The sequence below is a fragment of the Luteolibacter sp. Y139 genome (assembly GCF_038066715.1).
Taxonomy (GTDB): Bacteria; Verrucomicrobiota; Verrucomicrobiia; order Verrucomicrobiales; family Akkermansiaceae; genus Haloferula; species Haloferula soli.
Map to the genome: position 1 here is coordinate 123,292 of NZ_JBBUKT010000010.1, position 25,478 is coordinate 148,769.

The following is a 25,478-nucleotide window of genomic DNA, read 5'->3' on the forward strand; positions in this document are numbered from 1 at the left end:
GAGCCATGGAAATCCAACCGATCGCCCATCTGCGCACGTGCTTCGGCAGCAAATTTGCGGTGCCGCGGCAGCCGGGGTTGTGCCCGAGCGCTTGGGGGGAGCTGGTGTTCGAGCCGGAGTATCGGCAGGCGGAGGCGCTGCGGGGGATCGAGGGGTTTTCCCATCTGTGGCTGATCTTTGGCTTTCACCTGACGGCGAAGGGCGGGTGGAGCCCGACGGTGCGGCCGCCGCGGCTGGGGGGGAATGAGCGGGTCGGGGTGTTTGCGACGCGGTCGACTTTCCGGCCGAACAATCTGGGGCTTTCGCTGGTGCGGCTGGATGGGATCGAGCGGCGGGAGAAGGAGGGGAATGTGTTGTTGTTAGGCGGGGTCGATCTGGTGGACGGGACGCCGGTCTTCGACATCAAGCCGTACCTTCCGTATGCGGAGGCCTTGCCAGAGGCCCGGGGCGGGTTTGCGCAGGATGAGCCGGAGCGGCTGAAGGTGGCTTCTGAGACTGCGGACTTTGACGGGCTGCCGGAGCGATCGCGGCGGGTGATTGTGGAAGCGCTGTCGCTGGATCCTCGGCCGCCGGCGGGGCGGGATGAGCCTGGGCGGGTGCACGGGGCTGGGCTCTGTGGGGTGGATGTGAAGTTCCGGATCGAGGGGGATGAGTGCCGGATCGTGGCGGTGGAAGCTGCGCCGGGTTCGGGGTTGAATGGTTAAGATAAGTGAACTAAGTTCCCGTTCATGAACGGGAAACCCCTCGCGCTGCTGCTGGCCGGCACGGCTCCATTCCTCTGCCTCACGAACTGCAAGAGCCGGGAGGAGTCCGCGAAGAAGGAGCTGAAGGATAGCGGCTACGATCTCACGCCCGAGGCTTTCTTCCGTGCGGCGGAGAGCGATGACGTGAAGGCGCTGGATAAGCTGATCGCCAACGGAATCGCTGCCGACACGAAGAATGCGGACGGAGACACGGCGCTCCACGCTGCGGCGGGTGCGGGGATGAAGAAGTCCGCGAGTTTCCTGCTCGATCGCAAGATCCCGGTGGATGTGACGGGCGCTGAAGGGCGGACGCCGCTGATGGTGGCGGTGATGCGCGGGACGCCGGAGATGGTGCGCTATCTGATTTCGCAAAAGGCTGATCCGCAAAAGAAGGATGGGCAGGGCTACAAGCCGCTGATGCTGGCGGTGCGCGAAGGCCGTGCTGACATGATCGGGGAGCTGGCTCCCTATGATCGTGAGAAGCTGGATGATGCCCTGCTCGCCGCGTCGCTGGAGGGCAAGGCGTCGGTGATCGATGCGCTGACGAACTATGGTGCGTCGATTTATGCGCGGATGGACGATGGGCGCACGCCGCTGATGCTGGCGGCGCAGAATGGGCAGATCGAGGCGGTGGACATGCTGTTAGAGATCGGTGCGAACCGTTTTTCGATGGATGACGAGGGCCGGATCGCTGCCGACATTGCACGCGAGGCGGGGCATGAGGAGCTTGCGCTGCGCTTGTCCGAAGTGCCGCGGAAGGATGAATTCGCGCTGGAAGAGCCGGCGGACCTTGGCGCGGAGATGCTGGCGAAGGTGGTGGAGAAGAGGGCGGAGCCTACCAATCCGGAGTCCGTGAAATCGAAGGGCCTTCCCTCGGGCACGCCGGTAGCGGGCCAAGGTGGCGGTGCCGCCGGGACGCCTCCGGATGAAGCTGCGCCTGCGATGTTAGACGGGGTGGTGCTTGAGTCGCCGGAGGCTGGAAAGAATCCGCCGGCTGATGCCGCGAAGTCGCCGGTGGTGATGCGTGCCTATCGCCAGACGGACCTGCCGCTGCGGGTGGAGTCGGTGAAGGGCGAGGTGGCTACGATGCGATTTTCTGGCGGCGGGGTTAAGGAAGTTCCGCAGGGTGAAGCCATCCCGGGAACGCGCCTGAAGGTGATCCGGGTCCAACACCGGATGCGGGATCTGAAGGACGAGGGTGGGGCGACGGAGGTCTCGGTGGTGGAGGTGGAGGACACGGCGAACGGCCGGAAGCGGGAGCTGATTTCGGGTGTGGAGTCGACCGCGCATGACCCTCTGGCGCTGGTGGAAGACGGGCAGGGGAGGCATTTCGTGGCCAGGGCCGGGCAGAAATTCCGGGGGGCGGACGGGACGGAGTATGTCGTGACGGCCGTCCGGCCGAATCAAATGGTTATTGAGAATCGTAGCAAAGGTGAGGTAATAACGGTTCCGCTCCGCGGCCCGCGGGGTTGAGCAACTCCCATCCATGCCCGCAAAGACGATCGAGCCGGGGAACCCGGTGAAGCAATTCTCCGTGCTGCTCCCGAACCGTGCCGGAGCCCTCGCTTCACTGGTCAAGCTACTGCGTTCCTCCGCCATCGAGGTGGTGGGGATCAGCGTTCAGGACTCGCGTGATGCGACGATTGCGCGGCTGGTGGTGACGGATCCGGACGCGACCGAGCAGATTTTCGTGGAGAAGGGAATCCCGCACACGACGTGTGAGCTGGTGGTGATTTCGCTGCGAGAGTCGGGGCCGGAGTTATTGCCGGTGCTGGATACGCTGATGGTGGCGGAGACGAATATCGACTTCGCGTATGCACTGATGCCGTCGCCGAAGGGGCACACGCTGCTGGCGCTGCATGTGGAGGATTATGACTTCGCGGTGAGCGTGCTGAACCAGGCGGGATTCAAGCTGGTGTATCAGGAGGGGTTGAGCAGGTAGGAGGATTCAGCCGTTCCCCGCATGAGGTCTCCCGTTGGGAGACGAAGCCCGAGGCTGTGCTACCCGGCACTGCGTGCCGGGCTTTTATGAGTCGTCCCGTTGGGACGGAGAAGGGGGCGTCCAGTTGGGACCAAGGAGAGGTCCCGTTGGGACGAAGAGGGGCTCGTTCCGTTGCGACGAATAAGAAGCTGCCGAGGGGATGTGATGATTCACCCGTGATGCGATGATTCAGTCCCTTACTTGCGAACTGCATCGAGATGGCCTGCGAGGGTCGCGGCCTTGTTGGCTGCTTGATAGGCTTCGCGATGGCGTTCTAACAGACCCGTCCAGAGGGCGAAGGTGTCGGGGTGGTCTTCGCCGGCGAGGGCTTTCAGGCGGTCGGGGAGGTGGGGGATTTTGGTCGCGTCGGTGGTGACGGCGAGGAGGATGAGGGCTTCGCCTTCGCCTTTGACGGTGATCTCGTTTTCGCCGGGGGTGACTTCGGACTCCATGGGGTAGACCCAGGCGCGGGCAGCGAAGTCGTTGTATTGGACCGCGAGAATCCGGCGGTCTTCGACTTTGGCACGCTGGCCATTTTCATTCCGGGTCTTGGCAGCGAGTTCCACGCGGAAGTTCAGGGAGCCGGGCTTGTCGGTGCGCAGGTGCAGGACCAGCAGGTCGTCGGGCTTCGAGATGAAGGTGGTCCAGGTGAAGCCGGCTCCGCCGCGCTGGAAGGTGATGACGGAGGTGCCGTCCGCGAAGTTGAGCCGGCGCTGGTAATTGGTGGCGGGGACTTTGTCGTCGAGCCAGTCGAGGGTGACGACGGCGCGTGAGGTGCCGGTAAAGTTGAGGCCGGGCTTCTCTGGATCGGCGGGTTGCTCCGCTTTGGCGAGATCGGTGAAGAGGGGGAAGGTCTCGTATTTCGTATCGCCGCTGATGCGGGTGAAAAGCGCGCCGTTGCCGAGCGGGAGATCCAGCTCCGGCGATGGGGAGGGCGAGGGGAACGTTACTTCCTCCGCCATGGCGAAGTGGCAGAGCAGCGGCAGTAAGACGGTCCAGCGCATGTCTTCATGTGCGCGACGAGGGCGGACTTGGCAAGGGGGCGATTCCAAGGATGCCACCGGATTTCCCATTGCCTCGTGGGAGGTGTTCGTGAGAAATCTTTCCCGTTGTGAACACGATCGTCCGTCAATTGTGCTGCCAAGGCTGCGGAGCTACTCTTCCTGTCACGGAAGGTGTCCGTTACCTGACGTGCAATTATTGCGATGCGCATCTTGAGATCGTGCAGGATCAGGCAACGACGCATACCCGGCAGCTGAAGGGAATCGAGGATCGGACGAAGAGGATTGAGCGGAACGTGAAAGCGATCCTGATCCAAGGCGACCTGAAGCAGCTCGACGAGGCATGGGCGAAGTATGAGGCTCGTGTGGATCCGCGCGATGAAAGGGGCCGTCGCGCCGAGCCCACGGGCGGTCTCTTCGGAATCGGTCTGGTCGGCTTCGTCATCGGCATCGCGCTGCTTCGCTCGGAAGCCTGGTGGATGGGGATTGCCCTCGCTCCGGCGGCGGCGTGGTTCATGGTGAAAGCCTTCCGTTGGGAGATGAATCGCGCGCGCATTGTCCAAGGGATGCGGCTTCAATATGAGATGCGGCGGAAAATGCTGCTGCGGCAGCGGGGTGGGGGCCAGTGAAATTCGATTCCGGCCTCCTCGTTTGTGGAGAAATGAGGTAATGTCGCAGCGTGGTGTTGGGAATGCGAAGGCGGCGCGGGACAAACGAGGAGGGCGTGACAGGAGTCAGTTCAAAACCGGCGTGGCGGCGGCGATCGCGGGATCTGGCCGTGTGGGTTTTGCTGGGGTTTTTGAGCGTCGTGTTTTGCCGGGCGGAGGTGCTACCGCTGCGGGATTTGGGGCAGCATCCGGCGGGGGATGAGGCGTCTCGTGAGGCCATGACGATTTCGGGAAACGTGCTGGTGGCAGATCCTGTCTCGAATCGGCTGGCGATCGAGGATGAGTCGGGAGCGGCGATTCTTGCCGTGAAGCTTCCGCCTGATGCGTGGGAACAGATCGCGCCGGGCCGGACCATCGCGCTGGATTTCCTGCCGAACAGTTTCGTACGTCGCGGCTTCGAGACGGATTGTGGCAGCGGTCATTTGATTGAAGTCGATGGCAGGCATCCGCCGGTCGAGCGACGCGGGTCGTTGTTTTTGAGCAAGGGGAAGCATCCGTTTCAGCTTGAGTGGTTCAATGGCTTGGCGACCTCGGCCTTGCAGCTTGGCGTGGATGGGCCAGAGGGGAGTCATGATGTGATCCCGGAGGCATGGCTTTCCCATGGGGATGCTGCGGGGGTGGGCTATGAGCGGTTCCGCGTGAAGGCGATCGGCTCGCTTGAGGAGATCCCGGCAAGCGGAGCCGGAGACAAGCGGGGCGTGGTCGCGCAAATGGATGTCACGCCTGCCGAAGGAATGGGCGAGGTGGCGTTGCGGTTTTCAGGGCAGATCGAGGTGCCGGCCGAGGGCATCTACACCTTTCGGCTGACGAGTGACGATGGGGCACGGCTGGCGATCGACGGCGCACCGCCCGCTTGGAAAATGCTTCCCGGGAAGCTTCCGATTTCCAACTCGTCGTGGCGTGAGATCGAAGGGGCGATCACGTATGCGGCGATGGATGGATCGCATCTGCGGCTGGAGGTGTCTGCCGACCAGAAGCGGTCCGAGGTCACGGTGCTGAATCCGGCGGGGCTGGATGCGTGGAAGCTGATTGGGCGGCGGATCAAGGCGGAGGGTGTGGCCTATGAAGGTGGCATCTGTGTGCTCGCGACGGCGCAGATTCATTTCGAGTCATCTGATGCGGCTCCTGCCCGGCAGCTCACGCTGGCCGCGCAGGTCCGGGAACTGCGGCAAGAGGATGCGGCGCGGCTCCAGCCGGTGATCCTGCACGGGGTGGTGACGATGGCGAACTACCGCTCGATGGTGCTGCAGGATGAAAGCGGCGGGATCTTCGTGCTCGCTGAAACGCCGGCCCTGGATCCACTGCCTGAGCCGGGCGAGCGATGGATCGTGGAAGGTCACACCGCGCCGGGCGATTTCTCGCCGATTGTCATCGCGCAGCGATGTCGTTTCCAGGAAGCGGGGGCCTTGCCGCTGCCGCGCCGTCCGAATTGGGAGGAGATTCTCAATGGTAGCCTGGATGCCGAGCTGGTGGAGATCGAAGGAGTGGTGACTTCCTTGTGGCCGGATCGGGTGGAATTGCTGACCCGCGATGGCACCACGGTGCTTCATTCGAATGACTACTACCCGCTGCCTGCGGAGCTGCTGCGGGAGACGGCGAAGGATCTGTTAGGCGCGCGCTTGAAATTGCGCGGGGTGTTTGCGACGAGCTGGAACCGGCAGATGGGGCGGCTGCTGCCCGGGGTGTTCCTGTTAGGGAATGCCAGCCTTTCCGTGGTGGATCTGGCACCTGGTGATCCGGACGAGGTGCCGCTGATGACGGTGCCGGACTTGTGGAAGTTCGCTTCGCAATCGACCGCGCTGAATCGAGTGCGCCTGCGAGGCCGGATGATGGCGAGGAATGCCGACACGCTGTTGATTTCGGAGGGGGACCACACGCTGCGGCTGGCGAGCAGTTCCGCGCAAGGGGCCGAGCCGGGTGATGAGGTGGAGGTGATCGGATTCGCGCGCACCGGCACGATCTCGCCAATGATCGTTCATCCGGAATTGCGGGTGCTGGATCATCGTTCGTTGCCGGAGCCGGTGGTGGCAGATCCATCGAAACTTCCGGACATGTCCTTCGATGGGGATCTGATCCGAATGGAGGGGCGAGTGATCAGCGACACGATCCAAGGGGGGGAACGGAGGCTGGAACTGGAGGCAGGGGCGCTGCGCTTTCTTGCGGCGGGGCCTGCGGGTGCTGCTGGCGAGGTTTCCTTTGCGCGTGACTCGCGGGTCAAGGTGGATGGTGTGTATTTCGCGGCGACCTCGGATCCGCTGACGATGGGGCCGGGAAGCTTCGAGCTGCGGATGACCGGAGGCCAATCGCTCCAACTGGTATCGAGTCCGCCGTGGTGGACGCCGCGGAAGCTGCTGCTACTAGTGGCGGTGTTGCTCGGTGGGCTGGCGCTGGTGCTTGGATGGGTGACGGGGTTGCAGCGAGTGGTGAAGCGCCGTACTTCGCAGCTCGCCGAGGAGATCGCGAAGAAGGAACACGCGGAGAGCGAGCGGGCGCTGGAGCAGGAGCGGGCGCGTGTGGCGCGGGACTTGCATGATGAACTGGGTGCCGGGCTTACGGAGATCGGCTTGCTGGGATCGCTGATGGCGAATCCCGCCGTGGAGGCTTCCGCGAAATCGGGGTATCTCGGGACGCTTGGTGATGTTTCGCGGTCGCTGGTTTCCGCGCTCGATGAGATCGTGTGGGCGATCAATCCCGATTACGACACGGTGGATGATCTGGCGGGCTATCTGTGGCTGCAGGCGCAGCGGCTGTTGAAGCCGGCCGGCATTGAGTGCAGTCCGGTGACGCCAGTGAGTATTCCCAGTGGACGACTCGGCTCGCGTTCGCGGCAATCGCTGCTGCTGGCGTTCAAGGAGGCATTGAACAATGTCATCAAGCACTCCGGTGCGAGTCGCGTGGACCTTGTGATCCGGGTGGAGCAGGACAAGGTGATTGTCAGTATCTCCGATGATGGCTCGGGGATCTCAGGTGACGGCAAGCCGCTCCCGGGTCACCAAGGTATTGCTGGAATGCGCGAGCGAATGCGCGATCTAGGCGGCGATTGCGAAGTCGTTGCGAGATCCGAAGGTGGGACGATGGTAAACCTCATGCTTCCCTTACGACCCCTATGAAAGAACCCAAGACTGCGGTAGCCGTGGTGGAAGACAGCCACACGACGCGCGATGCCCTGAAGACGATCATCGACCTGGAGCCCGATCTGGAGTGCGTGGTTACTTGCTCGACGGGCGAGGAAGCACTGAAGGTGCTTCCGAAGCTGGCACCGGCGATCGTGATCATGGATATTCAGCTTCCGGGGATGTCGGGCATCGAGTGCGTGAAGCGCCTGCGTGAGACGATGCCGGATGTGCTGATCGTGATGGTGACGGTTTATGAGGATCCGGTGCGGATTTTCAGCGCGCTGCGGGCGGGGGCGAATGGCTATCTGCTGAAGCGCTCGACGCCGGAGGAGATGATCGCAGCGATCCGCGAGGTGCGGCGTGGCGGTGGTGCGATGAGCGGTGGGGTGGCGATGAAGGTGATCCAGTTTTTCAGCGAGCAGGAGCAGAAGAGCGAGGAATTGAATTCCTTGTCGCGGCGGGAGTCGGAGGTGCTGGAGCTGCTTTCGAGTGGGATGTGCAACAAGGACATCGCGGGTCGTCTTGGCGTGACGGTGGAGGCGGTGCGGTGGCACTTGCGGAGCATTTATACGAAGCTGCATGTGCACAACCGGACGGAGGCGGCGATGAAGTTTCGGGGGCTGCAGTAGCCGATGCTTTCTCTCCACTTGGACAGGTAGGCAGACCGGGGAAGGGGGCTAGAGTCGGGATTGGTCGGGGACCAAATCCGGCCGCCTCTAGGAATGAATTTGCGAATCAAAACGTGGGTCGCGGCCCTGCTGGTCCTTTCCGGGCCGGTGCGCGCGAGTGGTCCGGACATTGTCAACGTCATCAACTTCATCCGCGGTGTGGAGCCGCGTGGGCCGGTCAATCTGGTCGAGCCGGTGCAAAAGCAGATCGAGCTGGCGCGGAAGCATCGGCTGCCGACGACGTGGCTGATCCAGTATGATGCGCTGATCCGTCCGGAATATACGGAGCTGCTGAAGCGCGAGATGGGGCCGGACGATGAAGTCGGTGCGTGGATCGAGGTGGTGCAGCCGCAGGTGGAGGCAGCGGGCCTCAAGTGGCGGGGCCGCTATCCCTGGGACTGGCATGTGAACGTGGGCTTCACCCACGGCTATCCGGTGGAGGAGCGGAAGAAGCTGATGGATGTCTACATGGCGAAGTTCAAGGAGGTCTTCGGCAAGCTGCCGAAGTCGGCGGGATGCTGGATCATCGATGCGCCGACGCTGAACTACCTGCATGACCAGTATGGCATCGAGGCCGCATGCAACTGCAAGGACCAGAGCGGCACGGATGGCTATACGCTGTGGGGTGGGTATTGGAACCAGGCGTATTATCCGAGCCGGCTGAATGCCTTCATGCCGGCGCAAACGGCGGAGCAGCAGCTGAATGTGCCGGTCTTCCGGATGCTGGGCAGCGATCCGGTGCACCAGTATGACCAGGGAATCGGAAGCTCGTGGCAAGGGGTGGTGACGCTGGAGCCGGTGTATCGTCCGGGTGGTGGTGACAAGAAGTGGGTGGACTGGTTCTTCGATACGAATTTCAAGCAGCCGAGCCTCGCGTTTTCCTACATGCAGGCGGGGCAGGAGAATTCATTCGGATGGCCCGCGATGTCGGCGGGATTGATCGACCAGTATGCGAAGCTGGCGGCGCTGCGCGATCAGCGGAAGATCCGGGTAGAGACCTTGCGCGAATCGGCGAAGTGGTTTCGCGATACCTACAAGACCACGCCAGCGAGTGCGGTGGTGGCACTGGAAGACTCTAAGGGCGATCCGAACCGCAGCATTTGGTACGAGAGCAAGTTCTACCGCGTGAATCTCTGCTGGGAAGGCGACCAATGGCGCATCCGCGACCTGCATGTTTTCAACCAGGATTATCCGGAGCGCTATCTGGAGAAGGTGGAGACGTCGCCGGTGGCGACGTACGACACGCTGCCGGTGATGGATGGCTTCCACTGGAGCAAGCCGGGTGACATTGCGGGGATCCGCGGTGTGACCGCTGGATCGGAGCCGATGCGAACGAAGGGTGTGCCGACGGTGCAGGAGAACGGGACGGAGTCGCTGGTGGTCACGTGTGATCTGGCTGCTGGTGGTGCGGTGCGATTCCGCTGTGATCCGGCAAAGCTGGCGATCGAGGTGGCTGGTGCGTCCGCGCGTTCGGATTGGGGGCTCGAGCTGGGATGGGCGAAGGACAAGCAGGTGCCAGTCGCCGATGTGGGCAAGCATGCGATTAGCTACCGGCACCAGGACTTTGGCTACACGCTGTCCTGTGGTTCCAGTGAGGTCTCGCGCATGGATGGCGAGAACAAGATCCGGATCAAGGAAGCGCGTGACGCGGTGATCTTCACCTTCGAAGCCGACAAATCGTCCTCCTCCAACGATGGCAAGACGACGGGAGCCGCGGCTCCCGGTTCCTAGAATTTCCCCCCTCCCAGAGAAAACAAAACCCGACCCATGAAATCAAAACTCATACCCCTCCTCGCATTGGCGGCCACGGTTTCCGTGGCACCGGCCAGTGTTCTGATTCAAGAGTTGTTCGACAACATCTCCACCGGGAATGCCACGCTCAATGGCGCTGGCAGCACCGCGACATCCATCGGCCTAACAGGAGCCTGGGCGACCAATGGCAGCACCGGTATTTACACCGCGAACAACTTCAATGTGGATGGCGCGACATTGCCCGGGCTCCCGTCCAATGGTGGCGGGCTGGGTGGCATCTGGAACAATGTGGGCAACTGGGGCACGAGCGTCTATGCGACGCGCCCGCTGGCCACGCCGATCAACTTCGCGGCGGATCGAACCATCTATTTCAGCGTGCGGCTGAATAATCCGGGCGATACGTCGATGGGTGTCGGTCTTGCCTCGGGCAGCGCGATCACGTCCGACTTCGTCGGTGCGGGGTTTACCTGGAACAATGCGATTCCGATCGGATCGAGCAGCAACATCGCGGGCAACTCGCCCTTCATCAGCTATGGGAAATTGGATGGGGCGCAGCAGAGCGGTGTCTATGGCATCCGCGCGTATGAGGCGGGGCATCCGGTGAACGCCCATGGTTTGTTAGTCGGCCGGATCAAGATCAAGGCGACTGGCAACGATGAGATCGACATCAAGCGCTATGCGCCGAACCAGACGATCGACAACAACCTGACGGCGATCTTGTGGAGTGCCCATTCCGAGGTCGACTCGGCGATGAGTGCGACGCATCTGCTACTGTGGATGAACGGACAGGGGAGCGGGGAGTTGGATGCGATCCGCTTCGGCGACACTTGGACGGATGTGACGGGTGTCACGCTGGCGGGCACCGAGCAGCCTGCGATGTCCGGAGCGGCAGTGGCCAGCATCACGGGTACAGGTGCGCAGGCGAGCGCGAATCTCTTCACGAGTGCTGCGGATGTTTACCTCTACTGGGACACCGTGGACAAAGGCACGAACGCGGGAGCGTGGAATTTTGTCAATCCGCTCGGAGCCAAGGCGATCGGTCCGGTCAGCGGAGCGATTACCGGCCTGCTGCCGGACACTCTCTACTACTATCGCTTCCGTGGGGTGAATACGGTGGCCGATCCGGATCTGGAAGGGTGGAGCGAAGAGAACCATTCCTTTGCAACCGCTCCCACGGGGCTTGCGATCACGGACTTGGAAGCGATCCCATTCACTACCTATGAGGTCGATCTCTTCTGGAGCGACACCTTCGCGACGGAGACGGGCTTTCAGATCCAGCGCTCGCCTGCGGGGGCCAACAACTGGGTGACGGTGGCTACCGCGCCGCCGGATACCACCTTCTACACGAACCGGCATACCGGACTGGTGCCGAATACCGCCTACGATTATCGGGTGCTTGCCGTGAATGCGGCAGGGACTTCCAATCCCTCGAATGTGTCGACGATCACGACGCTGCCCGGCACTCCACTGGAGACGAAGCTGCTGATCAACTTCGACGGCACGGTGGATGGCACGACTTACACTCTCGGAGGAGGTGAAGTCGATGCCACGGGGACTTTCAAAGCGAACGGTGTTCCGAATGTGAGCAACGGCGTGGCGACGCTCAATCCGGGCAATGAAAGCGGTCCCGATGGATTCGACATCAATCCGACGTCGCTCGGCAGCCTGCTCACGCAGAATTGGGTGGCCGAGGCATTGGTGACCTACCATTCGACAGGCACGACTACGACGACGCCGGTGATTCTGGATGTCCAGGGGGACTGCAACGTGCGCCTGCGCGATCAGCTCGATGCGAATGTGCTCCAGATGTTCTACTGGAATGGTAGTAGCGTGCAGCAGCGCTATGCCACGCTACCGCCGAGCGGTGTGAAGGTTCACATCGCCTACGCATGGGATGCGGGCTCTGCGACGCTGACAGGGTATGTGAATGGGGTTGCGTTCGGCTCGGCGACTGCCGGACCTTTCGCCACGCCTGATCCGACCACACTGAGCTTCGGCTACTTCGGTCGTACGGGCTTCGAGGGACGGGGGATCGATGGCATCCTCGATGCGGTGGCATTCCAGACGGGGACCGCAACGGTGAATCCGGCGACTGACTTCCTGATTCTGCCAGATACGCAGAACTATGCCGGGTGGATCGCTGGTTTCGGAGTGGGTGGTAACACGGGCTTCGAGGTGGATGCCGATGGGGATGGGCTGAACAACGGGCTGGAGGCCTTCATGGGGACCAATCCGAGCGTGTCCACTCCGGGTGCGCTGATCCCGGTGTCCAAGAATGGGACGGTCTTCACCTTCTCTCATCCACAGGCAAGCCCGGCGCTTGCAGATGTGACCGGCTCCTATGAGTGGTCACAGGATTTTGTCACGTGGTATGCAGGTGATGGTGTTGCCGGGCCCGGTGGCGGGGTGACGGTCAGCATTCCGACGGTAACGCCGGTGAATGGGATCGCGACGGTGACGGCTACGGCGAGCCAAGTGATGACGCGAGTCTTTGTTCGCCTGAAGGCGGGACAGATCCTGGCTCAGTGAGTCGAATTCGTTTTCTTGGGTAAACCTAGAGGCATTGGCCACAGGGGCGCGATCGAGTGTCGTGTCCCTGTGGTTTTTTTCGCAGCGGCCTCGAAGGGAGGCGTGCAGCTCCCTCGGTTTCTTGCGGAATGAATTCCGCGCTCCCTGTGGGCTTCAGTGGCCGCTGCCGGCTTTTTCGGAGCCGAGGCCGGTTTGGGCGCGGAAGTTGAGTTCGGCGAACTTGGCTTCGGAGTTCGGGTCGGGCTTGCTGAGGATGGTGCCGAGCCATGCGCCGAGGAAGCCGAGGGGGATGCTGACGATGCCGGGGTTCTCCAGCGGGAAGATGGCTCCGGTTTTGCCGAAGATGCCATTCGGGCTGAGGAGGATGAGGATGACGGCGGAGGCGAGGCCGGTGCCGAGACCGGCGACTGCGCCGGCGGTATTGAAGCGCTTCCAGAAGACGGAGAAGAGGATCACCGGCAGGTTGGCCGAGGCGGCAACGGCGAAGGCGAGGCCGACGAGGAAGGCGGCATTCGCGGTGGGGCCCATGAAGATGGCGATGGCGATGGCGATGGCACCGACGAAGAAGGCGGTGATGCGGGCGACGCGGACTTCCTGGCCTGGCTTGGCTTCCGCCCCGTGCTTGATGACATTCGTATAGAAGTCGTGGGCGAAGGAGGTGCTGGCGCTCATGGTGAGTCCGGCAACTACGGCAAGGATCGTAGCAAAGGCGACGGCGCTGATGAAGGCGAAGAAGAGCTCGCCGCCGAGGGCCTTGGCGAGGATGGGAGCGACCATGTTGGTGTTCTCCTTGCCGTCGGCGGTGAGGATCGCGGCTTTTTGAAGCACGGTGGCGGCACCGAAGCCGAAGAAGGTGGTGAGGATGTAGAAGACGCCGATGACGCCGATGGCCCAGGCGACGCTGACGCGCGCGGTCTTGGCATCAGGGACGGTGTAGAAACGGACGAGGATGTGAGGTAGGCCGGCAGTGCCTAACACGAGGCCCAGTGCGAGGGATATGAAATCGAGTGGCCCCCATGGGTTGACGGCGGCGCCGTATTTCAGGCCGGGATCGAGCAAGTTCTTCGCCGGCGCGGTGCCTGCATAGGTGGCGTGCGAGACCGAGTCGAAGAAGGTGGACATGCTGTAACCATGCTTGCTGAGCACCATCCAGCTGAGGGCGAAGGCTCCGCCCATGAGGAGGAGCGCCTTGATGATCTGGACCCAGGTGGTGGCGAGCATGCCGCCGAAGACGACATAGACGAGCATCAGCGCGCCCACGCCGATGACGGCCGGGGCGAACTCGACATGAATGAGTTCCTTGATGATGCCGCCGGCACCGACCATCTGGGCGATCATGTAGATGATGGAAACCATCAGCGTGCTGAGCGATGCCATGGCGCGCACGGGGCGCGGGCTCATGCGGTAGGCGAGCAGGTCGGCCATGGTGTATTTTCCGGCATTGCGAAGTGGCTCGGCGACTAGCAGGAGCACGGTGAGGTAGGCGACGAGGAAGCCGACGGAGTACATGAAGCCATCGTAGCCCTTGAAGGCGATCATGCCGGAGATGCCGAGGAAGCTGGCGGCGCTCATGTAGTCTCCGGCGACGGCGAGGCCGTTTTGCCAGCCCTTGATGGAGCGGCCTGCGGCGAAGTAGCTGGCGGAGCCAGTGGCTTTTCGCGCGCTGAAGTAGGTGATGACGAGGGTGAGCGCCACGAAGGCGAGGAACATGCCGAGCGCCGGGGTGAACTGGATGGCGGCGGTCGTGGAAGAGATCGAGGAGAGCATCGGATCAGGCGTTCTTGGATTCGATGGAGGAGAGGAGGGCGTGCTCCATGGCATCCCACTTGCGGGCGGTGCGCATGTAGAACGCTGCCATGACGAAGGTCATGAGGAACTGGGAGAAGGCGAAGAGGTAGGCTCCGTTCACCTTGCCGACGAGGGGCTTCTTCATGAGATCCGGGAAGTAGCCGATGAGCACGGGCAGAGCCATGTAGTAGACGAGGAAGAAGATCGTCGCGGGGACGATGAAGCGCCGTTTGGCCGCCAGCAGCTCGTGGAAAGCGGGCAGCTTGGCGAGAGCCTGCCAGTCGGGTTGGGTCGGGTTTGCCATTGGAATCCGCGAGGCCTAGCAGCCGGGGGAATGGCTGTCAAAGAGCCAAGGGGGTGATGTCACGGGGAAATGGGAGCGCGGGTGGAGCTCTCACCGTCATTCTCCTCGGCCTTGATCACCCGCTCCCGCTCCGCGCCCAAACGGACAAACACATCATCGGGAAGCGTTGATAATTCGTCAGTAAACGGAGTATCGACCACGTCCCTTCGAATCGCTCCGTTCTCGATTTTACCTTGGTCGGGCGACACGCAGGCGGCCAATGAGCCACCGACACACCAAACCATGATCCACTGTAGTCGCGAGGGCATTTGTAATTAAGCGTGAGACGGATAGACGCCCGTGGAGGGTAGAGGGCGGGAAGCGGGGCCGCGAGTGATTTTTATGGGCAGAAAATCCATTGGGCAAGGGGGCGGGGGTGTGGTTGCGTGGCGGGAGCAATGCGCTGCTTTTACTCGCAGGATCTGGAGCTGAAATTGCCGTCGGGACATCCGTTTCCGATGGAGAAGTTCCGTATTTCCAAGGACATGCTGCTGGAGGGCGGGGTGCTGCGGCCGGAGGAGATCGTGGAGGTGAAGGTGGCGGATTCGCATTTGCTGAAGACGGTCCACGAGACGGCCTACATCGAGCGGATCTATTCGGGGCTGCTGGACCGGAAGGAGCAGATCCAGCTGGGGCTGCCGGTTACGCCGGAGCTTTACAACCGGAGTGCGACGGAGGTGGAGGCGACGCGGCAAGCTTGCCATGCGGCGCTGGCGGAGGGGGTGGCGGTTTGTTTAGCCGGGGGGACTCATCATGCGTTCCGCGAGCATGGGGAGGGATATTGTGTTTTCAATGACGTGGCGATTGCCATCCGGGATCTGCAGGGGAAGCAGCCGGGGATCAAGGTGATGGTGGTGGATACGGATGCGCACCAGGGGAATGGGACGGCGGCGATTCTGGGGGATGATCCGCGGGTGTTCACCTACTCGATCCATGTCGGGCGGAACTATCCGACGAAGAAGGTGGCGGGGACGATGGATGTAGAGACGGTGCGGTATGTGGAGGGGGAGATGTATCTGAAGCAGCTCTTCGGCACGCTGGCGGCGGCGTTGGATACGTTTGCGCCGGATCTGGTGATCTGGATCGCGGGGGCAGATAACCATCGCAATGACCGCTTCGGGCAGATGCATCTTTCGGTGAAGGATATGCAGCGGCGCGATGAGGTGTTGTTGCGGGCGTTTATTCGGAACCGGGTGCCGGTGGCGGTGCTTTATGGGGGCGGGTATAACCGGGAGCCGGAGTTCACGGCGAAGATTCACCGGAATACGGTGGCGACGGCGAAGAGGATCGCGGCGGAGTTGAGGGGGTTGTGAGGGGCTGCCGGTCGGCACGGCTCTTCCCTGCATGAGGTCTCCCGTTGGGAGACGGAATCCTTGCCTTGCCTACCCGGCACTTCGTGCCGGGCTTTTATGAATTGTCCCGTTGGGACAAGAAGAGTCCGAGGCCACTACTTGGTGGCGAGGCAGCCGGGGCAGTCTTGGACGAAGTGGGCTGCGCCGTGGTCGGCGAGTTGGGGTCGCTTTTCGGTGAGGCAGAGTTCGGACTTGCCGATGGTATTGCGGGGGCGGAAAGCGCAGCCGGCGGGGGGATTCGAGAGGTCCGGCGGGAGGCCGGGGATGGTGTAGAGTTCTTCGCCTTTCTTGTGGATGGCGGGAATGCTCTTCAGCAGCGAGCGGGTGTAGGCGTGGAGGGGGCGCGAGAAGAGTTCGGCCTTCGGTGCGCTTTCGACGATGCGGCCGGCGTACATGACGTTCACATGGTCGCAGACTTCGGAGACGACGGCGAGGTCGTGGGTGATGAAGATGACGGCGGTGCCGAGTTCGCGTTGGCGTTCGCGGATGAGATCGAGCACTTGCTTCTGAACGGTGACATCGAGCGCGGTGGTGGGCTCGTCGCAGATGAGGAGCTCGGGACGGGTGATGAGGGCCATGGCGATCATCACGCGCTGGCGCATGCCGCCGGAGAATTCGTGCGGGTAGGATTGGATGCGCTTCTCGGGGTCGGGGATGCCGACTTCGGCGAGGGATTGGATGGCGCGATCGAGGGCCTTGGTGCCCTTGATGCCTTCGTGGAGTTCGAGGGGCTCGATGAGTTGCTCGGCGACCCGCATGTAGGGATTCAGCGAGGTCATCGGGTCCTGGAAGATCATCGAGATGCGCTTGCCGCGGATGCGGCGGAGTTGCTTCTCGCTGGCCTTGAGGAGATCGACACCGTCGAACATCGCGGTACCGGCGTGAATGCGTCCGGGAGGCTGGGGGATGAGGCCGAGAAGCGAGTAGCAGGTGACCGACTTGCCCGAGCCGGATTCGCCGACGATGCCCAGGGTCTTGCCGGCATCGACGGAGAAGGAGACGTCTTCGACCGCGTGGACGATGCCATTGCGGGTGTGGAAGCGGGTGGTGAGGTTGCGGACGTCGAGCAAGGGCATGGCGCGGATCGAGCAGGAAATGAGCCTTGCCGTGAGCTAAAGGACCGGGCGCTGGATTGCCAGCATGGGTTTGGGGGAAAGCGGGATTATGCCGAGTTTTGACCGGGCGCTGCGCCGGTGGTGGCTTTTTGGTAAAGGCGATGTGAAAAATTCGCGCCTGTGGGGCGTTGGATGGACTCGGGGAAATCGTATCGGTATAGGCTTCCGAGATTGATGCAACCGGCTCCCGAGCTTCCTTATTCTCCTGTAGCGGCTGACCAGTTGTCCGAGAGAAGACCGAGGCGCCGACGATGGCGCTTGCTGGCGATCTGCTTTGGCGCGGTCGTATCCCTGCGGTGTCTAGTCTTCCCGCTATATCCCGTGGAGATGAGTTCCGTATCGGCCGACGGCAGCCTGAAGTTCACCCGATACAGAATCAATCGGCTCGACCTGACTGACTGGTATGACGGCCTTAAACAGAATGGTATTTCGACGTGGGGTATCCGGAGGATGATCTATGGCGAGAACGGGGTCTACTTCTTCACTTGGGACGGACACGTCTATGGTCTGTGGGGGAACGAGTCTGGAGTTCCCGCTACTGTTGCGGGCCGTTGGGAGTGGTCCGGGGATCCGCATGAGTTTCCCTATACCCTTCAGGCTTCTCCGGGGGTGTAGGGAAGTCGACGAAAGGGAAGTCGGAGGGGAAGGCGGCGTTTTCGTCCGGCGCGGAGAACGATTTCACGGAAGGTCCGATCCGGGCCGGGAATTCAGCCGTTAGATGCATGAGGCGTCCATGCAGGACGCGGGGATCTCGGGCATTCCACCCGGCACTGCGTGCCGGGCTTTTATGAGCCGTCCCGTTGGGACGAAGAATGTGGGGCGGTTCCGCTGGGAGGAATAATGGGCCCGTCCCGTTGGGGTGAAGAGCAGGCGGCCGCGGTGGTGCGGGATTGGTTCGCGGAACCAGCTGTTCTTACTTCTTCTTTCTGCCGGGAGGTCCTCCCGGGCGTTTGCCGGAGGATTTTTTGGCGGCTGGCTTCTTGCCGGTGGGCTTGCCGGCCTTTCTGGCGGCGGGTTTGCCGACGGGCTTTTTGCCGGGGCGGCCGGTGCCGGTGTCGCGCTCTTCCCATTCGCGACGGTCGCGGGAGCGGACGGAGAAGACGACGGGGACGGCGGGGACGGGATTGAACTCGCGGAGGCGGTTGGAGAGGTAGCTCTCGTAGCTCGCGGGCATGAGCGACTTGTCGTTGACGAAGAGGACGAAGGTGGGGACCGGGATGGTGCGGTATTTTTCGTCCACGGCGGCGGTGCCGTAGTAGAGCTTGAGGCGCTTGGCCGAGCGTCGGTCGGTGGGAGGCGGGTTGATCTGGAAGGCGTCGTGCAGCATGCGGTTGAGCTTGCCGGTGCTTGGGACGTTTTGGGCGGCCTTGCGGATTTTGAGGACTTCCTTGAGCACGGTTTCGACGGCCTGGCCGCTCTTGGCGGAAACGGTGAGGGCGGGCGCGTAGGAGAGGAAGAAGAGCTCGCGCTCCACGTGTTCCTTGGCCTCTTCCTTGCGGGCCTTCATCGGCGCGTCGGGGTGATAGAGGTCGAACTTGTTCAGGACGATGAGGCAAGGCTTTTTCTCTTCGAGGATCTTTTGGGCGATCTTGCGGTCCTGGGCGGTGATGCCGGCGGCGAGGTCGATGACGAGGATGCAGAGGTCGGCGCGTCTAACAGAACGGTCGGTCCGCATGGCGGAGAAGACTTCCACCGAGGTGTCCTGCTTCGAGCGCGGGCGGAGGCCGGCGGTATCGATGAGGGTGAATTTTTCGCCGGCGAACTCGCAGGGGAGGTCGATCGCATCGCGGGTGGTGCCGGCGATTTCGGAAACGATGGTGCGCTGGTCCTGGAGGATGGCATTCACGAGCGAGGACTTGCCTGCGTTCGGCTTGCCGATGATGGCGAGCTTGATGCCGACTTCCTCGGCTTGGGCGGTGAGTTCCTCGATCTCGCCGACGAGTGGCTTCATGAACTCATCGATCTTCTCGGTGAGGAATTGCATGCCCTTGCCGTGCTCCGCGGAGACGCGGATGGCTTCGCCGAAGCCGAGGCGGCTGAATTCGTCGGCGTTCTTGGTGTGCTTGTCCTCGTCGACCTTGTTCACCACGAGCATGACCGGCGGCTTGGCCTTGCGGAGCTTGCCGCCGAGGTCGAGGTCGACTGGCGTGAGGCCGGTCTGGGCGTCGACGACGAAAAGGATGAGATCCGCGGTCTGCATCGCGATGTCGGCCTCGATGGTGACAGCTTCGGCGAAGCCGTCTTCGAGGGTGCCGCCGATGCCACCGGTATCGATGAGGGTGCAGGGAATGGCGGTGGCCATGCACGGTGCGGAGATCCGGTCGCGGGTCACGCCGGGCTGGTCGTGGACGATCGCGATCTTCCGCTTGGCGAGGCGGTTGAAGAGCGCGGACTTCCCGACATTGGGGCGGCCGACGATGGCTACGGTGGGCATGGGAGGGGCTTAGGGGAGGAAAACGCTCGCGGCAAGGGCTTTACGGGGAGGAATCGATGATGAAATGGGCGGAATGGGCGAGAGAAGAGCCGGGGATGGGGCTTTCGGTGGTTTCGTGGATACTGAGAGGGAAACGCGTTCAGGTGGCTAGTAGTTCGGCCTCAGGCGGGCTCGCAGGACCGTTCCAGTCCGCCTGAAGGCGGGACTACGTACCACTGCAGCGGATCCCTGCCCTTCGCTACGTGCGATCAAGTTGCCGCGCGCTGGCGGATCTGGCGGGAGGCTTCGAGGTAGTAGTTTACGGCGGACCAGAGGGTGAAGAGGGCGGCGAGGAGGCAGGGGTAGAGCGGGGGGAGGATATTGACCTTCAGCATGACCCAGCCGATGGCGATCATCTGGGTGACGGTGCAGACCTTGCCGGTCCAGTGGGGGGAGTAGTGGACGTCGTGGGCGGCACGTTTCACGAGGATGATGCCGAGGACGATCAGGGAGTCGCGGGTGATGACCAGCCAGGCAAACCACGGGGGCATGCGCCAGTCACCGGCACCCCAGGGGAAGGCGCTGAGGAAGACGATGGCGGTGATGAGGAGGAACTTGTCCGCGAGGGGGTCGATGAAGGCGCCGAATTTCGACTTCTGGTTGAAGCGGCGGGCGATCCAGCCATCGACGCCATCGGTGGCGGAGGCGAAGATGAAGAGGGCCAGCGCGGTCCAGCGGAGGCTCTCCTGCGGGGTGCCGTAGGCGACGCTCATGCCGTAGCGAGCGACGTACACGGCAAACACCGGCACCAGAGCGATGCGGCCGAGCGTGATCTTGCTGGCTAGGGTCATCCGCCGCCACTGTGGCACGGGATGGAAGTTTTTGCGACTGGTAAGCTTTCTGAAGCTTGAGATCCCGGGAAAGTGTGGCTTCAGGGATCTTCTTCCCGGCAGGTCGGGGGCTCGTCGGTAGGGGAAGAGAAGATGATGCTGTGGCCGTCTGGATCGAGGACGGCGAACTCGCGGCAGCCATACCAATAGACTTCAGGGCCCCATTCAATGGGAGTGTGGGCCTTCATGCGGTCGTGCTCGGCGAGGGCATCGGCGACGTGGATCCAGACGGTCATCTGGCCGGCGGGGTGATCGGGGCCGGCGGTCACCAGTTGCAGGCCGATAGTGTCGCGTTGGAGGATGGCGAAGCCTGCGGATTCGAGGGGCTCGCCGTCAGGGCATTCGAAGCCGAGGACGTCGCGGTAGAAGCGATAGGAAGGGACAAGGGCCGAGACGGGGAGCCGCGGTTGGATTTCGATGGCGCGGGGGAGATGCATTAGGTGCGGATGGCGGCTGGTTAGTCGGCGTTATTGTCCTCACTCGGCCATGGAACAGGAGACGAAAACCTTCTCCGGCTTCTTGGACAGCCGGATCACCAATGGCTGGCGCTTCATGGGGACCGCAGAGCGCCCGAGAGATCCGTGGTGGATTGATAGTGCGGAGCCAGCCAAGGTTCCCGTGAAGTGGCCGGTGTCGGGATTGAGCGCAACCGCCCGAACGAGAAAGAGTCGCATTCCGTTTCGTGGATCGATGTGGAAACCGATCAACTCGTCGGCCTGTTCCAGTGTGACCTCGACGCAGTCGACATCCTGCAATTGCTTCTCTGCGGAGGACAGATGGTCTTGTGAAACCCGGAAGATGTCCTCAGTTGGCAAGTCCGCTCCATCATCCAAAAGCGACCGATCAGTTACAGGGTGATACCATGAATCGACTGAAGAGGATGCCTCTCGGGATTGTGAGGTCGTCGGAGATGAGTTGCAGCCGACTAGTCCGATGGTGGCGAGGCTCAGGGTGAATGCGATGCGACGCAGGGACATGACGGTAAGGTGGACGGTTCGCCGATGTGTGGCAAGAAGGTGGTGCAGCGTTTCGATAGAAGATGTTTCGTTTCGGCTCAATCCCGGAGGCAGCGGGAGTGGCGTTCCCACCATGCGACGGCGACTAGCACGAGGGCAGTGAAGGTTGCGAGCAGCCATGGAGCGAGGTGAGCGGAGGCTGCGCCTAACAGGGCGAGTGCGGTGGTGGCGACGAGGTGCGACCATGGCGTTCTTCCGGAGATGGCTTTCTTGAAGAGGACGTTGCCGAGGAGGTAGAGGGCTGCGCCGCCGAGGAGGGCGATGGCGGTTTTGGCGTCGGTGTGGCCGGTGGGGTGGGCGAGGACGAATTCATCGGCGGCGGCGCTGAGGATGATGCCGGCTACGAGGAAGAGGTGGAGGTAGGTGTAGGCGAGGCGGGCGAGATGGCCGGGGTTTTCCGAGGAGGAGATGACGTGGGTGCCGAAGTCGGAGGCGGTGTCGAAGTAGAGCCACCACATGGCGATGCTGCCGAGGACGAGGGCGACGAAGGCGGAGATCAGCGGGGTGGTCCATTCGAGGCCGCTGAAGGTGGCGCCGGTGACAAGGAGCGATTCGCCGAGGGCGATGATGATGAAGAGGCCGCAACGCTCGGCCATGTGATGGCCGGAGACTTGCCAGTCGGTGGATCTCGATTTGCCGAGTCCCGGGACATAGAAGCCGGCGGATGGGGAGATGTATTCGATCAGCAGCGCGAGTCCCCAGCAGGCGATGCGGGAGCTGCCTTCCATGAAACCTCCCATGATCCAGAAGATGCTGCCGGCACCGAGCCAGCAGATGATGCGCTGGAAGCCCCGGAAGATGCCGGGCTCGTTCTTTACCGCCCACAGAAAGAAGAGGGTGCGGCCAAGCTGGAGGGTGACGTAGGAGCCTGCGAAGGCGAGACCGCGTGAGCCGAAGGCATTGGGGATGGCAGCGGAGAAGACGAGGCCGACGATCATCATCACTAACAGCAGGCAGCGTACTGGCTGTTTCTCGGGATCCAGCCAGTTCGTGACCCATGCGGTGAAGATCCAGACCCACCACATGGCAAGCAGCGCCATGAGGGTCTGCAGCGCGCCGATCAGGGAGAAGTGGCCGATCAGCGAGTGGGAGAGCTGGGTGACCGCGAAGACGAAGACGAGGTCGAAGAACAACTCGACGAACGAGACTTTCTCAGAGGCGTGGCCGTGGCGGGGACGCAGCAGATCATTCATGGCTTTGCCGGGCCGGGCGCGCGGCTTCGGTCCACGAGAGTAGCAGGAGTCCGCCGATGGTGGCTAGATTCTTCAGGAAGTGGAGGAGCTGGTCATGCTGCTCGACGCCGCCGTAGGTCCAGAAGGGGTGGGCCATGAAGGCGTCCACTGTCAGAAAGACCATGAGCAGCAGCGACAATCGTCCGGCTTGCCAGCCGACCATGATGGCGATGCCGGCCAAGAGCTCGAAGATCGAAAGGAGGGTGCCAGCCACAGCCGGGGGAGTCCTGCCATTCAAGACACCGGCTTTGACTAACAGGCGCTCGGCCCCGAGGCCGACAAACACGCTGGCGATGAGCATCCGGGCGACGACATAAGGGATCGGTTGCTTCATGGGAGGGGAGACGGCGTGAGGATATCTCGGCCGGAGATGATAGATAAGCAGTTTGATGGCCACAGGGCAAATGCGCTGTGTGGAGGGAACCCGGAGAGGTGGTGGAAGTTCCGGTGGCGGGCGGGGAATCCCGGTCGTCCGTCGCCCCTGCCGGGGCGGGGGGAGTTTTTGGTTCGCATCCGGTCCGGTCCGGTGACCTACGCCACCGGCTAAGTTCCGTGGTCCCTCCGGGACGGGGCGGCGTGAGGCATGTTAGAATTTTTTGACGTAAAAGCGATTCAATGGCGGGATTTTCTGCGTATTCCGGCTCTCGATCATGATGCTTCGTCTTGCCCTGCTTCTGTGCCTGTCGTCCTTGCCGCTTGTTGCCGAGCCGATGAAGGGGATCCGCGTGATGTCGTGGAACCTGCATCACGGGGTGGGAGAGGACGGGAAGCTGGATCTGGAGCGGATCGCGGCGCAGATCCGGGAGCAGAAGCCGGATTTGGTGGTGCTGCAGGAGGTGGACAACAAGTGCCGCCGGAGTGGCTCGGTGGATCAGGCGGCGGAGTTGGCGAAGCTGACCGGTCTAACAGAGGCCTTTGGCAAGGCGATGGATTTCGATGGCGGTGGGTATGGGCAGGCGATTCTTTCGAAGCAGCCGCTAGGGGAGACGAAGGTTTACCGGTTGCCGGGGGATGGGGAGCCGCGGATTGCGTTTGAGGCGGTGGTGAAGTTTGACGATCAGCCGCTGCGAATCGTGAGCGTGCATCTGGATCATCAGCAGGATGCTCGGAGGCTGAAGCAGGCGGAGACGCTGGTGAAAGAGCTGGCTGGGGTGAAGGGGCCGTTGATCCTGGCAGGCGATTTCAATGATGTGCCGGAGTCGCCGGTGCTGAAGGTGTTAGGCGAGGCGTTGACGCCGGTGGGGAAGAGTGAACCGCGGCTGACTTGTCCTGCGGGGGAACCGAAGGTGGAGATTGATCATGTGTTCCTGCGCGGGGTGAAGGCGGAGGCGCCGGTGATGGTGTTGCCGGAGGCGGTGGCTTCGGATCACCGGGGGATCGTGGTGACGGTGGGGTTTGGGGAGGGGAAGTGATGAGCGATCGGAGGCAGGTCGCGGTGCCGAACCGATTCTCCGGAGCCGAATCGGGAATTCAGCCGTTAGACGCATGAGGCGTCCCTACAGGACGCGGTGGTCTGGGGCGTTCCACCTGGCACTGCGTGCCAGGCTTTTATGAGCCGTCCCGTTGGGACGAAGAGCAGTGGAAGATTAGGAGAGTGGATGTTCTATCCACCCCGCGTCGACAGAATGTCGACACTCCTTATGGCTGCGACGAGTCGCAGCATTCCCTAACAAGGGCCGCCAGAAGCCGGACCTTTCGGAGAAAGGTCCCTGCCTTTCAAAGGCACTCCTCAGACTTCGCCGTCTGGGTAGAGCTGGTGATACTTGATCGCTTCCACGCCGACGGCGGCGGCGGTGCCGAAGATGGTTTCTTCGCTGGCGGTGCGGGGGACCTGGGCGCAGGGGCGGGCGAGGCCGGCGAGGATCTGGCCGTAATTGAGGGCTCCGGCGCAGTGCTGGAGCAGCTTCAGGGAGATGTGGGCGGCGTCGAGGTTCGGGAAGACGAGGACGTCGGCGGGTTCGCGATGCGGCGCGTCCGGGAGCTTGATTTCCGAAGCGGTGGGATCGAGGGCGACGTCGGCCTGGACTTCGCCGGTGATATTGAAGTCGAGATGGGCCTCCTTTGCCTTGTCGGTCGCCAGTGCGGCGGCGGCGGCCATCTTGCGGGCGTCTTCGGTGCCGGCCGAGCCCTTGGTCGAGTGGCTGAGCAGGGCGATGTTCGGTTCGCGGCCGAGGAAGTGCCTGGCCAGCTTGCCGGTCTCGATGGTGATGGTGGCGAGTTGATCGACGGTCGGCTGGGGCAGCAGGCCGCAGTCGGCCATGAAGAGGATGCCTTCCTTGCCAAAGTGCTGCAGGTGCGGGGCGACCAGCACCATGATGCCGAACATCTTCGGCACGGTGGGGAGCGGCTTGATGGTGTGGATCAGCGCGCGGAAGAGGGTGGCGGGCAGCGATTGATTGCCGCCGACGAGGGCGTCCGCCTGGCCATACTGGACCATCATGGCGCCGAAATAGTGCGGACGGGAAACGACGTCAGCCGGGTCGGCGGCGACATTGTTCCGGTAGCGCTCGACCTTGGCGAAGCGCTGGCAGAAGAGCCCGAGATCGGAGGACTTCGAGGGCTCGATGACGTTGGTGAATTTCAGGCTGATGCCGTTGTCGGCGGCCAAGGCGCGGATCTTGTCACGCGAGCCGAGCAGGACCGGGACGGCGGCTTCGGCGGCGACGAGGCGCTCGGCGGCGCGCAGGACGCGCAGGTCTTCGCCTTCGGTGAAAACGATCCGCTTCGGGTGGCTCCGGAGCTTTGCGATCAGGTAGTCAGTGAACGGATTGCCCACGGCGACGGGGCTGGAAGGGTCTTGGCTCATCGGAAATCCCGGCAGTACTTGCGTGTGTGAGGGACTCTAGTATCCCTAACGAAAGTCAAGCAACC

General features: G+C 62.6%; 21 protein-coding genes. 10 read left to right on the forward strand and 11 right to left on the reverse strand.

The features are described 5' to 3' along the window. Nucleotides 1-5: 5 nt before the first annotated feature. Genes tsaA through WKV53_RS21845 form a run of 3 tightly spaced genes read left to right on the forward strand, consistent with a single transcriptional unit; the run spans nt 6 to nt 2,685 of the window. Nucleotides 6-704 (forward strand): tRNA (N6-threonylcarbamoyladenosine(37)-N6)-methyltransferase TrmO, encoded by a 699-nt coding sequence (gene tsaA, locus WKV53_RS21835; RefSeq protein WP_341406934.1) that lies wholly within the window; start codon nt 6-8, stop codon nt 702-704. A gap of 24 nt (nt 705-728) precedes the next feature. After that, nucleotides 729-2,216 (forward strand): ankyrin repeat domain-containing protein, encoded by a 1,488-nt coding sequence (locus tag WKV53_RS21840; protein ID WP_341406935.1) that lies wholly within the window; start codon nt 729-731, stop codon nt 2,214-2,216. A 13-nt stretch (nt 2,217-2,229) separates the two neighbouring features. Then, on the forward strand, nt 2,230-2,685 hold the full coding sequence (locus WKV53_RS21845; protein ID WP_341406936.1) for an ACT domain-containing protein: 456 nt from the start codon (nt 2,230-2,232) through the stop codon (nt 2,683-2,685). A gap of 236 nt (nt 2,686-2,921) precedes the next feature. On the opposite strand, the gene WKV53_RS21850 is transcribed toward WKV53_RS21845, so the two are convergent. Continuing rightward, the gene (locus WKV53_RS21850; RefSeq protein ID WP_341406937.1) at nt 2,922-3,728 is read right to left on the reverse strand and encodes a glycoside hydrolase N-terminal domain-containing protein; all 807 of its coding nucleotides are present in this window, start codon (nt 3,726-3,728) and stop codon (nt 2,922-2,924) included. A gap of 107 nt (nt 3,729-3,835) precedes the next feature. On the opposite strand from WKV53_RS21850, the gene WKV53_RS21855 reads away from it, so the two are divergent. The 5 genes from WKV53_RS21855 (at nt 3,836) to WKV53_RS21875 (ending at nt 12,458) form a co-directional block, all read left to right on the forward strand. Next, nucleotides 3,836-4,354 carry a hypothetical protein gene (locus WKV53_RS21855; protein ID WP_341406938.1) on the forward strand — a complete coding sequence of 173 codons (519 nt, stop codon included), beginning with the start codon at nt 3,836-3,838 and terminating at the stop codon, nt 4,352-4,354. A 257-nt stretch (nt 4,355-4,611) separates the two neighbouring features. Further along, nucleotides 4,612-7,503: a PA14 domain-containing protein gene (locus tag WKV53_RS21860; protein WP_341406939.1), complete on the forward strand. Its 2,892-nt coding sequence runs from the start codon at nt 4,612-4,614 to the stop codon at nt 7,501-7,503. Further along, nucleotides 7,500-8,138 (forward strand): response regulator transcription factor, encoded by a 639-nt coding sequence (locus WKV53_RS21865; protein ID WP_341406940.1) that lies wholly within the window; start codon nt 7,500-7,502, stop codon nt 8,136-8,138. Before WKV53_RS21860 ends, WKV53_RS21865 begins: the two co-directional genes overlap by 4 nt. 93 nt (nt 8,139-8,231) lie before the next feature. Next, on the forward strand, nt 8,232-9,908 hold the full coding sequence (locus tag WKV53_RS21870; protein ID WP_341406941.1) for a hypothetical protein: 1,677 nt from the start codon (nt 8,232-8,234) through the stop codon (nt 9,906-9,908). A gap of 36 nt (nt 9,909-9,944) precedes the next feature. Further along, the gene (locus WKV53_RS21875; protein ID WP_341406942.1) at nt 9,945-12,458 is read left to right on the forward strand and encodes a fibronectin type III domain-containing protein; all 2,514 of its coding nucleotides are present in this window, start codon (nt 9,945-9,947) and stop codon (nt 12,456-12,458) included. Nucleotides 12,459-12,611: 153 nt separating this feature from the next. Here the strand turns inward: WKV53_RS21875 and WKV53_RS21880 are convergent, their stop codons facing one another. Further along, nucleotides 12,612-14,225: a solute symporter family protein gene (locus tag WKV53_RS21880; protein ID WP_341406943.1), complete on the reverse strand. Its 1,614-nt coding sequence runs from the start codon at nt 14,223-14,225 to the stop codon at nt 12,612-12,614. Nucleotides 14,226-14,229: 4 nt separating this feature from the next. After that, the gene (locus WKV53_RS21885; RefSeq protein ID WP_341406944.1) at nt 14,230-14,550 is read right to left on the reverse strand and encodes a DUF485 domain-containing protein; all 321 of its coding nucleotides are present in this window, start codon (nt 14,548-14,550) and stop codon (nt 14,230-14,232) included. A 497-nt stretch (nt 14,551-15,047) separates the two neighbouring features. Here WKV53_RS21885 and WKV53_RS21890 point away from each other — a divergent pair, with 497 nt between their 5' ends. Further along, a complete protein-coding gene (locus WKV53_RS21890) occupies nt 15,048-15,902 on the forward strand; it encodes a histone deacetylase family protein (protein WP_341406945.1) in 855 nt (284 codons plus the stop codon). A gap of 134 nt (nt 15,903-16,036) precedes the next feature. On the opposite strand, the gene WKV53_RS21895 is transcribed toward WKV53_RS21890, so the two are convergent. From WKV53_RS21895 to WKV53_RS21925, 7 genes are all read right to left on the reverse strand, one after another. Then, nucleotides 16,037-17,017, reverse strand: a complete 981-nt coding sequence (locus tag WKV53_RS21895; RefSeq protein WP_341406946.1) for an ABC transporter ATP-binding protein — start codon at nt 17,015-17,017, stop codon at nt 16,037-16,039. A gap of 952 nt (nt 17,018-17,969) precedes the next feature. Further along, the gene (gene der, locus WKV53_RS21900; RefSeq protein WP_341406947.1) at nt 17,970-19,490 is read right to left on the reverse strand and encodes a ribosome biogenesis GTPase Der; all 1,521 of its coding nucleotides are present in this window, start codon (nt 19,488-19,490) and stop codon (nt 17,970-17,972) included. 248 nt (nt 19,491-19,738) lie between these two features. Continuing rightward, a complete protein-coding gene (pgsA, locus tag WKV53_RS21905; protein WP_341406948.1) occupies nt 19,739-20,320 on the reverse strand; it encodes a CDP-diacylglycerol--glycerol-3-phosphate 3-phosphatidyltransferase in 582 nt (193 codons plus the stop codon). 80 nt (nt 20,321-20,400) lie between these two features. Next, nucleotides 20,401-20,796, reverse strand: a complete 396-nt coding sequence (locus WKV53_RS21910; protein WP_341406949.1) for a VOC family protein — start codon at nt 20,794-20,796, stop codon at nt 20,401-20,403. Between the two features lie 39 nt (nt 20,797-20,835). Then, on the reverse strand, nt 20,836-21,336 hold the full coding sequence (locus WKV53_RS21915) for a hypothetical protein (RefSeq protein WP_341406950.1): 501 nt from the start codon (nt 21,334-21,336) through the stop codon (nt 20,836-20,838). Nucleotides 21,337-21,413: 77 nt separating this feature from the next. Beyond that, nucleotides 21,414-22,568 carry a low temperature requirement protein A gene (locus WKV53_RS21920; protein ID WP_341406951.1) on the reverse strand — a complete coding sequence of 385 codons (1,155 nt, stop codon included), beginning with the start codon at nt 22,566-22,568 and terminating at the stop codon, nt 21,414-21,416. Beyond that, nucleotides 22,561-22,941: a DoxX family protein gene (locus WKV53_RS21925; protein ID WP_341406952.1), complete on the reverse strand. Its 381-nt coding sequence runs from the start codon at nt 22,939-22,941 to the stop codon at nt 22,561-22,563. Before WKV53_RS21925 ends, WKV53_RS21920 begins: the two co-directional genes overlap by 8 nt. A 316-nt stretch (nt 22,942-23,257) precedes the next feature. Here WKV53_RS21925 and WKV53_RS21930 point away from each other — a divergent pair, with 316 nt between their 5' ends. Then, on the forward strand, nt 23,258-24,019 hold the full coding sequence (locus tag WKV53_RS21930) for an endonuclease/exonuclease/phosphatase family protein (protein WP_341406953.1): 762 nt from the start codon (nt 23,258-23,260) through the stop codon (nt 24,017-24,019). A 317-nt stretch (nt 24,020-24,336) separates the two neighbouring features. Here WKV53_RS21930 and WKV53_RS21935 read toward each other — a convergent pair whose 3' ends face one another. Further along, a complete protein-coding gene (locus tag WKV53_RS21935) occupies nt 24,337-25,413 on the reverse strand; it encodes a phosphate acyltransferase (RefSeq protein WP_341406954.1) in 1,077 nt (358 codons plus the stop codon). Nucleotides 25,414-25,478 lie beyond the last annotated feature (65 nt).

What these genes read in the sequence shown, in the direction of transcription:
- tsaA (WP_341406934.1), top strand. Translation starts at nt 6, where the DNA reads ATGGAAATCCAACCGATCGCCCATCTGCGCACGTGCTTCGGCAGCAAA.
- WKV53_RS21840 (WP_341406935.1), top strand. Translation starts at nt 729, where the DNA reads ATGAACGGGAAACCCCTCGCGCTGCTGCTGGCCGGCACGGCTCCATTC.
- WKV53_RS21845 (WP_341406936.1), top strand. Translation starts at nt 2,230, where the DNA reads ATGCCCGCAAAGACGATCGAGCCGGGGAACCCGGTGAAGCAATTCTCC.
- WKV53_RS21850 (WP_341406937.1), bottom strand. Translation starts at nt 3,728, where the DNA reads ATGCGCTGGACCGTCTTACTGCCGCTGCTCTGCCACTTCGCCATGGCG.
- WKV53_RS21860 (WP_341406939.1), top strand. Translation starts at nt 4,612, where the DNA reads ATGACGATTTCGGGAAACGTGCTGGTGGCAGATCCTGTCTCGAATCGG.
- WKV53_RS21865 (WP_341406940.1), top strand. Translation starts at nt 7,500, where the DNA reads ATGAAAGAACCCAAGACTGCGGTAGCCGTGGTGGAAGACAGCCACACG.
- WKV53_RS21870 (WP_341406941.1), top strand. Translation starts at nt 8,232, where the DNA reads ATGAATTTGCGAATCAAAACGTGGGTCGCGGCCCTGCTGGTCCTTTCC.
- WKV53_RS21875 (WP_341406942.1), top strand. Translation starts at nt 9,945, where the DNA reads ATGAAATCAAAACTCATACCCCTCCTCGCATTGGCGGCCACGGTTTCC.
- WKV53_RS21880 (WP_341406943.1), bottom strand. Translation starts at nt 14,225, where the DNA reads ATGCTCTCCTCGATCTCTTCCACGACCGCCGCCATCCAGTTCACCCCG.
- WKV53_RS21885 (WP_341406944.1), bottom strand. Translation starts at nt 14,550, where the DNA reads ATGGCAAACCCGACCCAACCCGACTGGCAGGCTCTCGCCAAGCTGCCC.
- WKV53_RS21890 (WP_341406945.1), top strand. Translation starts at nt 15,048, where the DNA reads ATGGAGAAGTTCCGTATTTCCAAGGACATGCTGCTGGAGGGCGGGGTG.
- WKV53_RS21895 (WP_341406946.1), bottom strand. Translation starts at nt 17,017, where the DNA reads ATGCCCTTGCTCGACGTCCGCAACCTCACCACCCGCTTCCACACCCGC.
- der (WP_341406947.1), bottom strand. Translation starts at nt 19,490, where the DNA reads ATGCCCACCGTAGCCATCGTCGGCCGCCCCAATGTCGGGAAGTCCGCG.
- pgsA (WP_341406948.1), bottom strand. Translation starts at nt 20,320, where the DNA reads ATGACCCTAGCCAGCAAGATCACGCTCGGCCGCATCGCTCTGGTGCCG.
- WKV53_RS21910 (WP_341406949.1), bottom strand. Translation starts at nt 20,796, where the DNA reads ATGCATCTCCCCCGCGCCATCGAAATCCAACCGCGGCTCCCCGTCTCG.
- WKV53_RS21915 (WP_341406950.1), bottom strand. Translation starts at nt 21,336, where the DNA reads ATGTCCCTGCGTCGCATCGCATTCACCCTGAGCCTCGCCACCATCGGA.
- WKV53_RS21920 (WP_341406951.1), bottom strand. Translation starts at nt 22,568, where the DNA reads ATGAATGATCTGCTGCGTCCCCGCCACGGCCACGCCTCTGAGAAAGTC.
- WKV53_RS21925 (WP_341406952.1), bottom strand. Translation starts at nt 22,941, where the DNA reads ATGAAGCAACCGATCCCTTATGTCGTCGCCCGGATGCTCATCGCCAGC.
- WKV53_RS21930 (WP_341406953.1), top strand. Translation starts at nt 23,258, where the DNA reads ATGATGCTTCGTCTTGCCCTGCTTCTGTGCCTGTCGTCCTTGCCGCTT.
- WKV53_RS21935 (WP_341406954.1), bottom strand. Translation starts at nt 25,413, where the DNA reads ATGAGCCAAGACCCTTCCAGCCCCGTCGCCGTGGGCAATCCGTTCACT.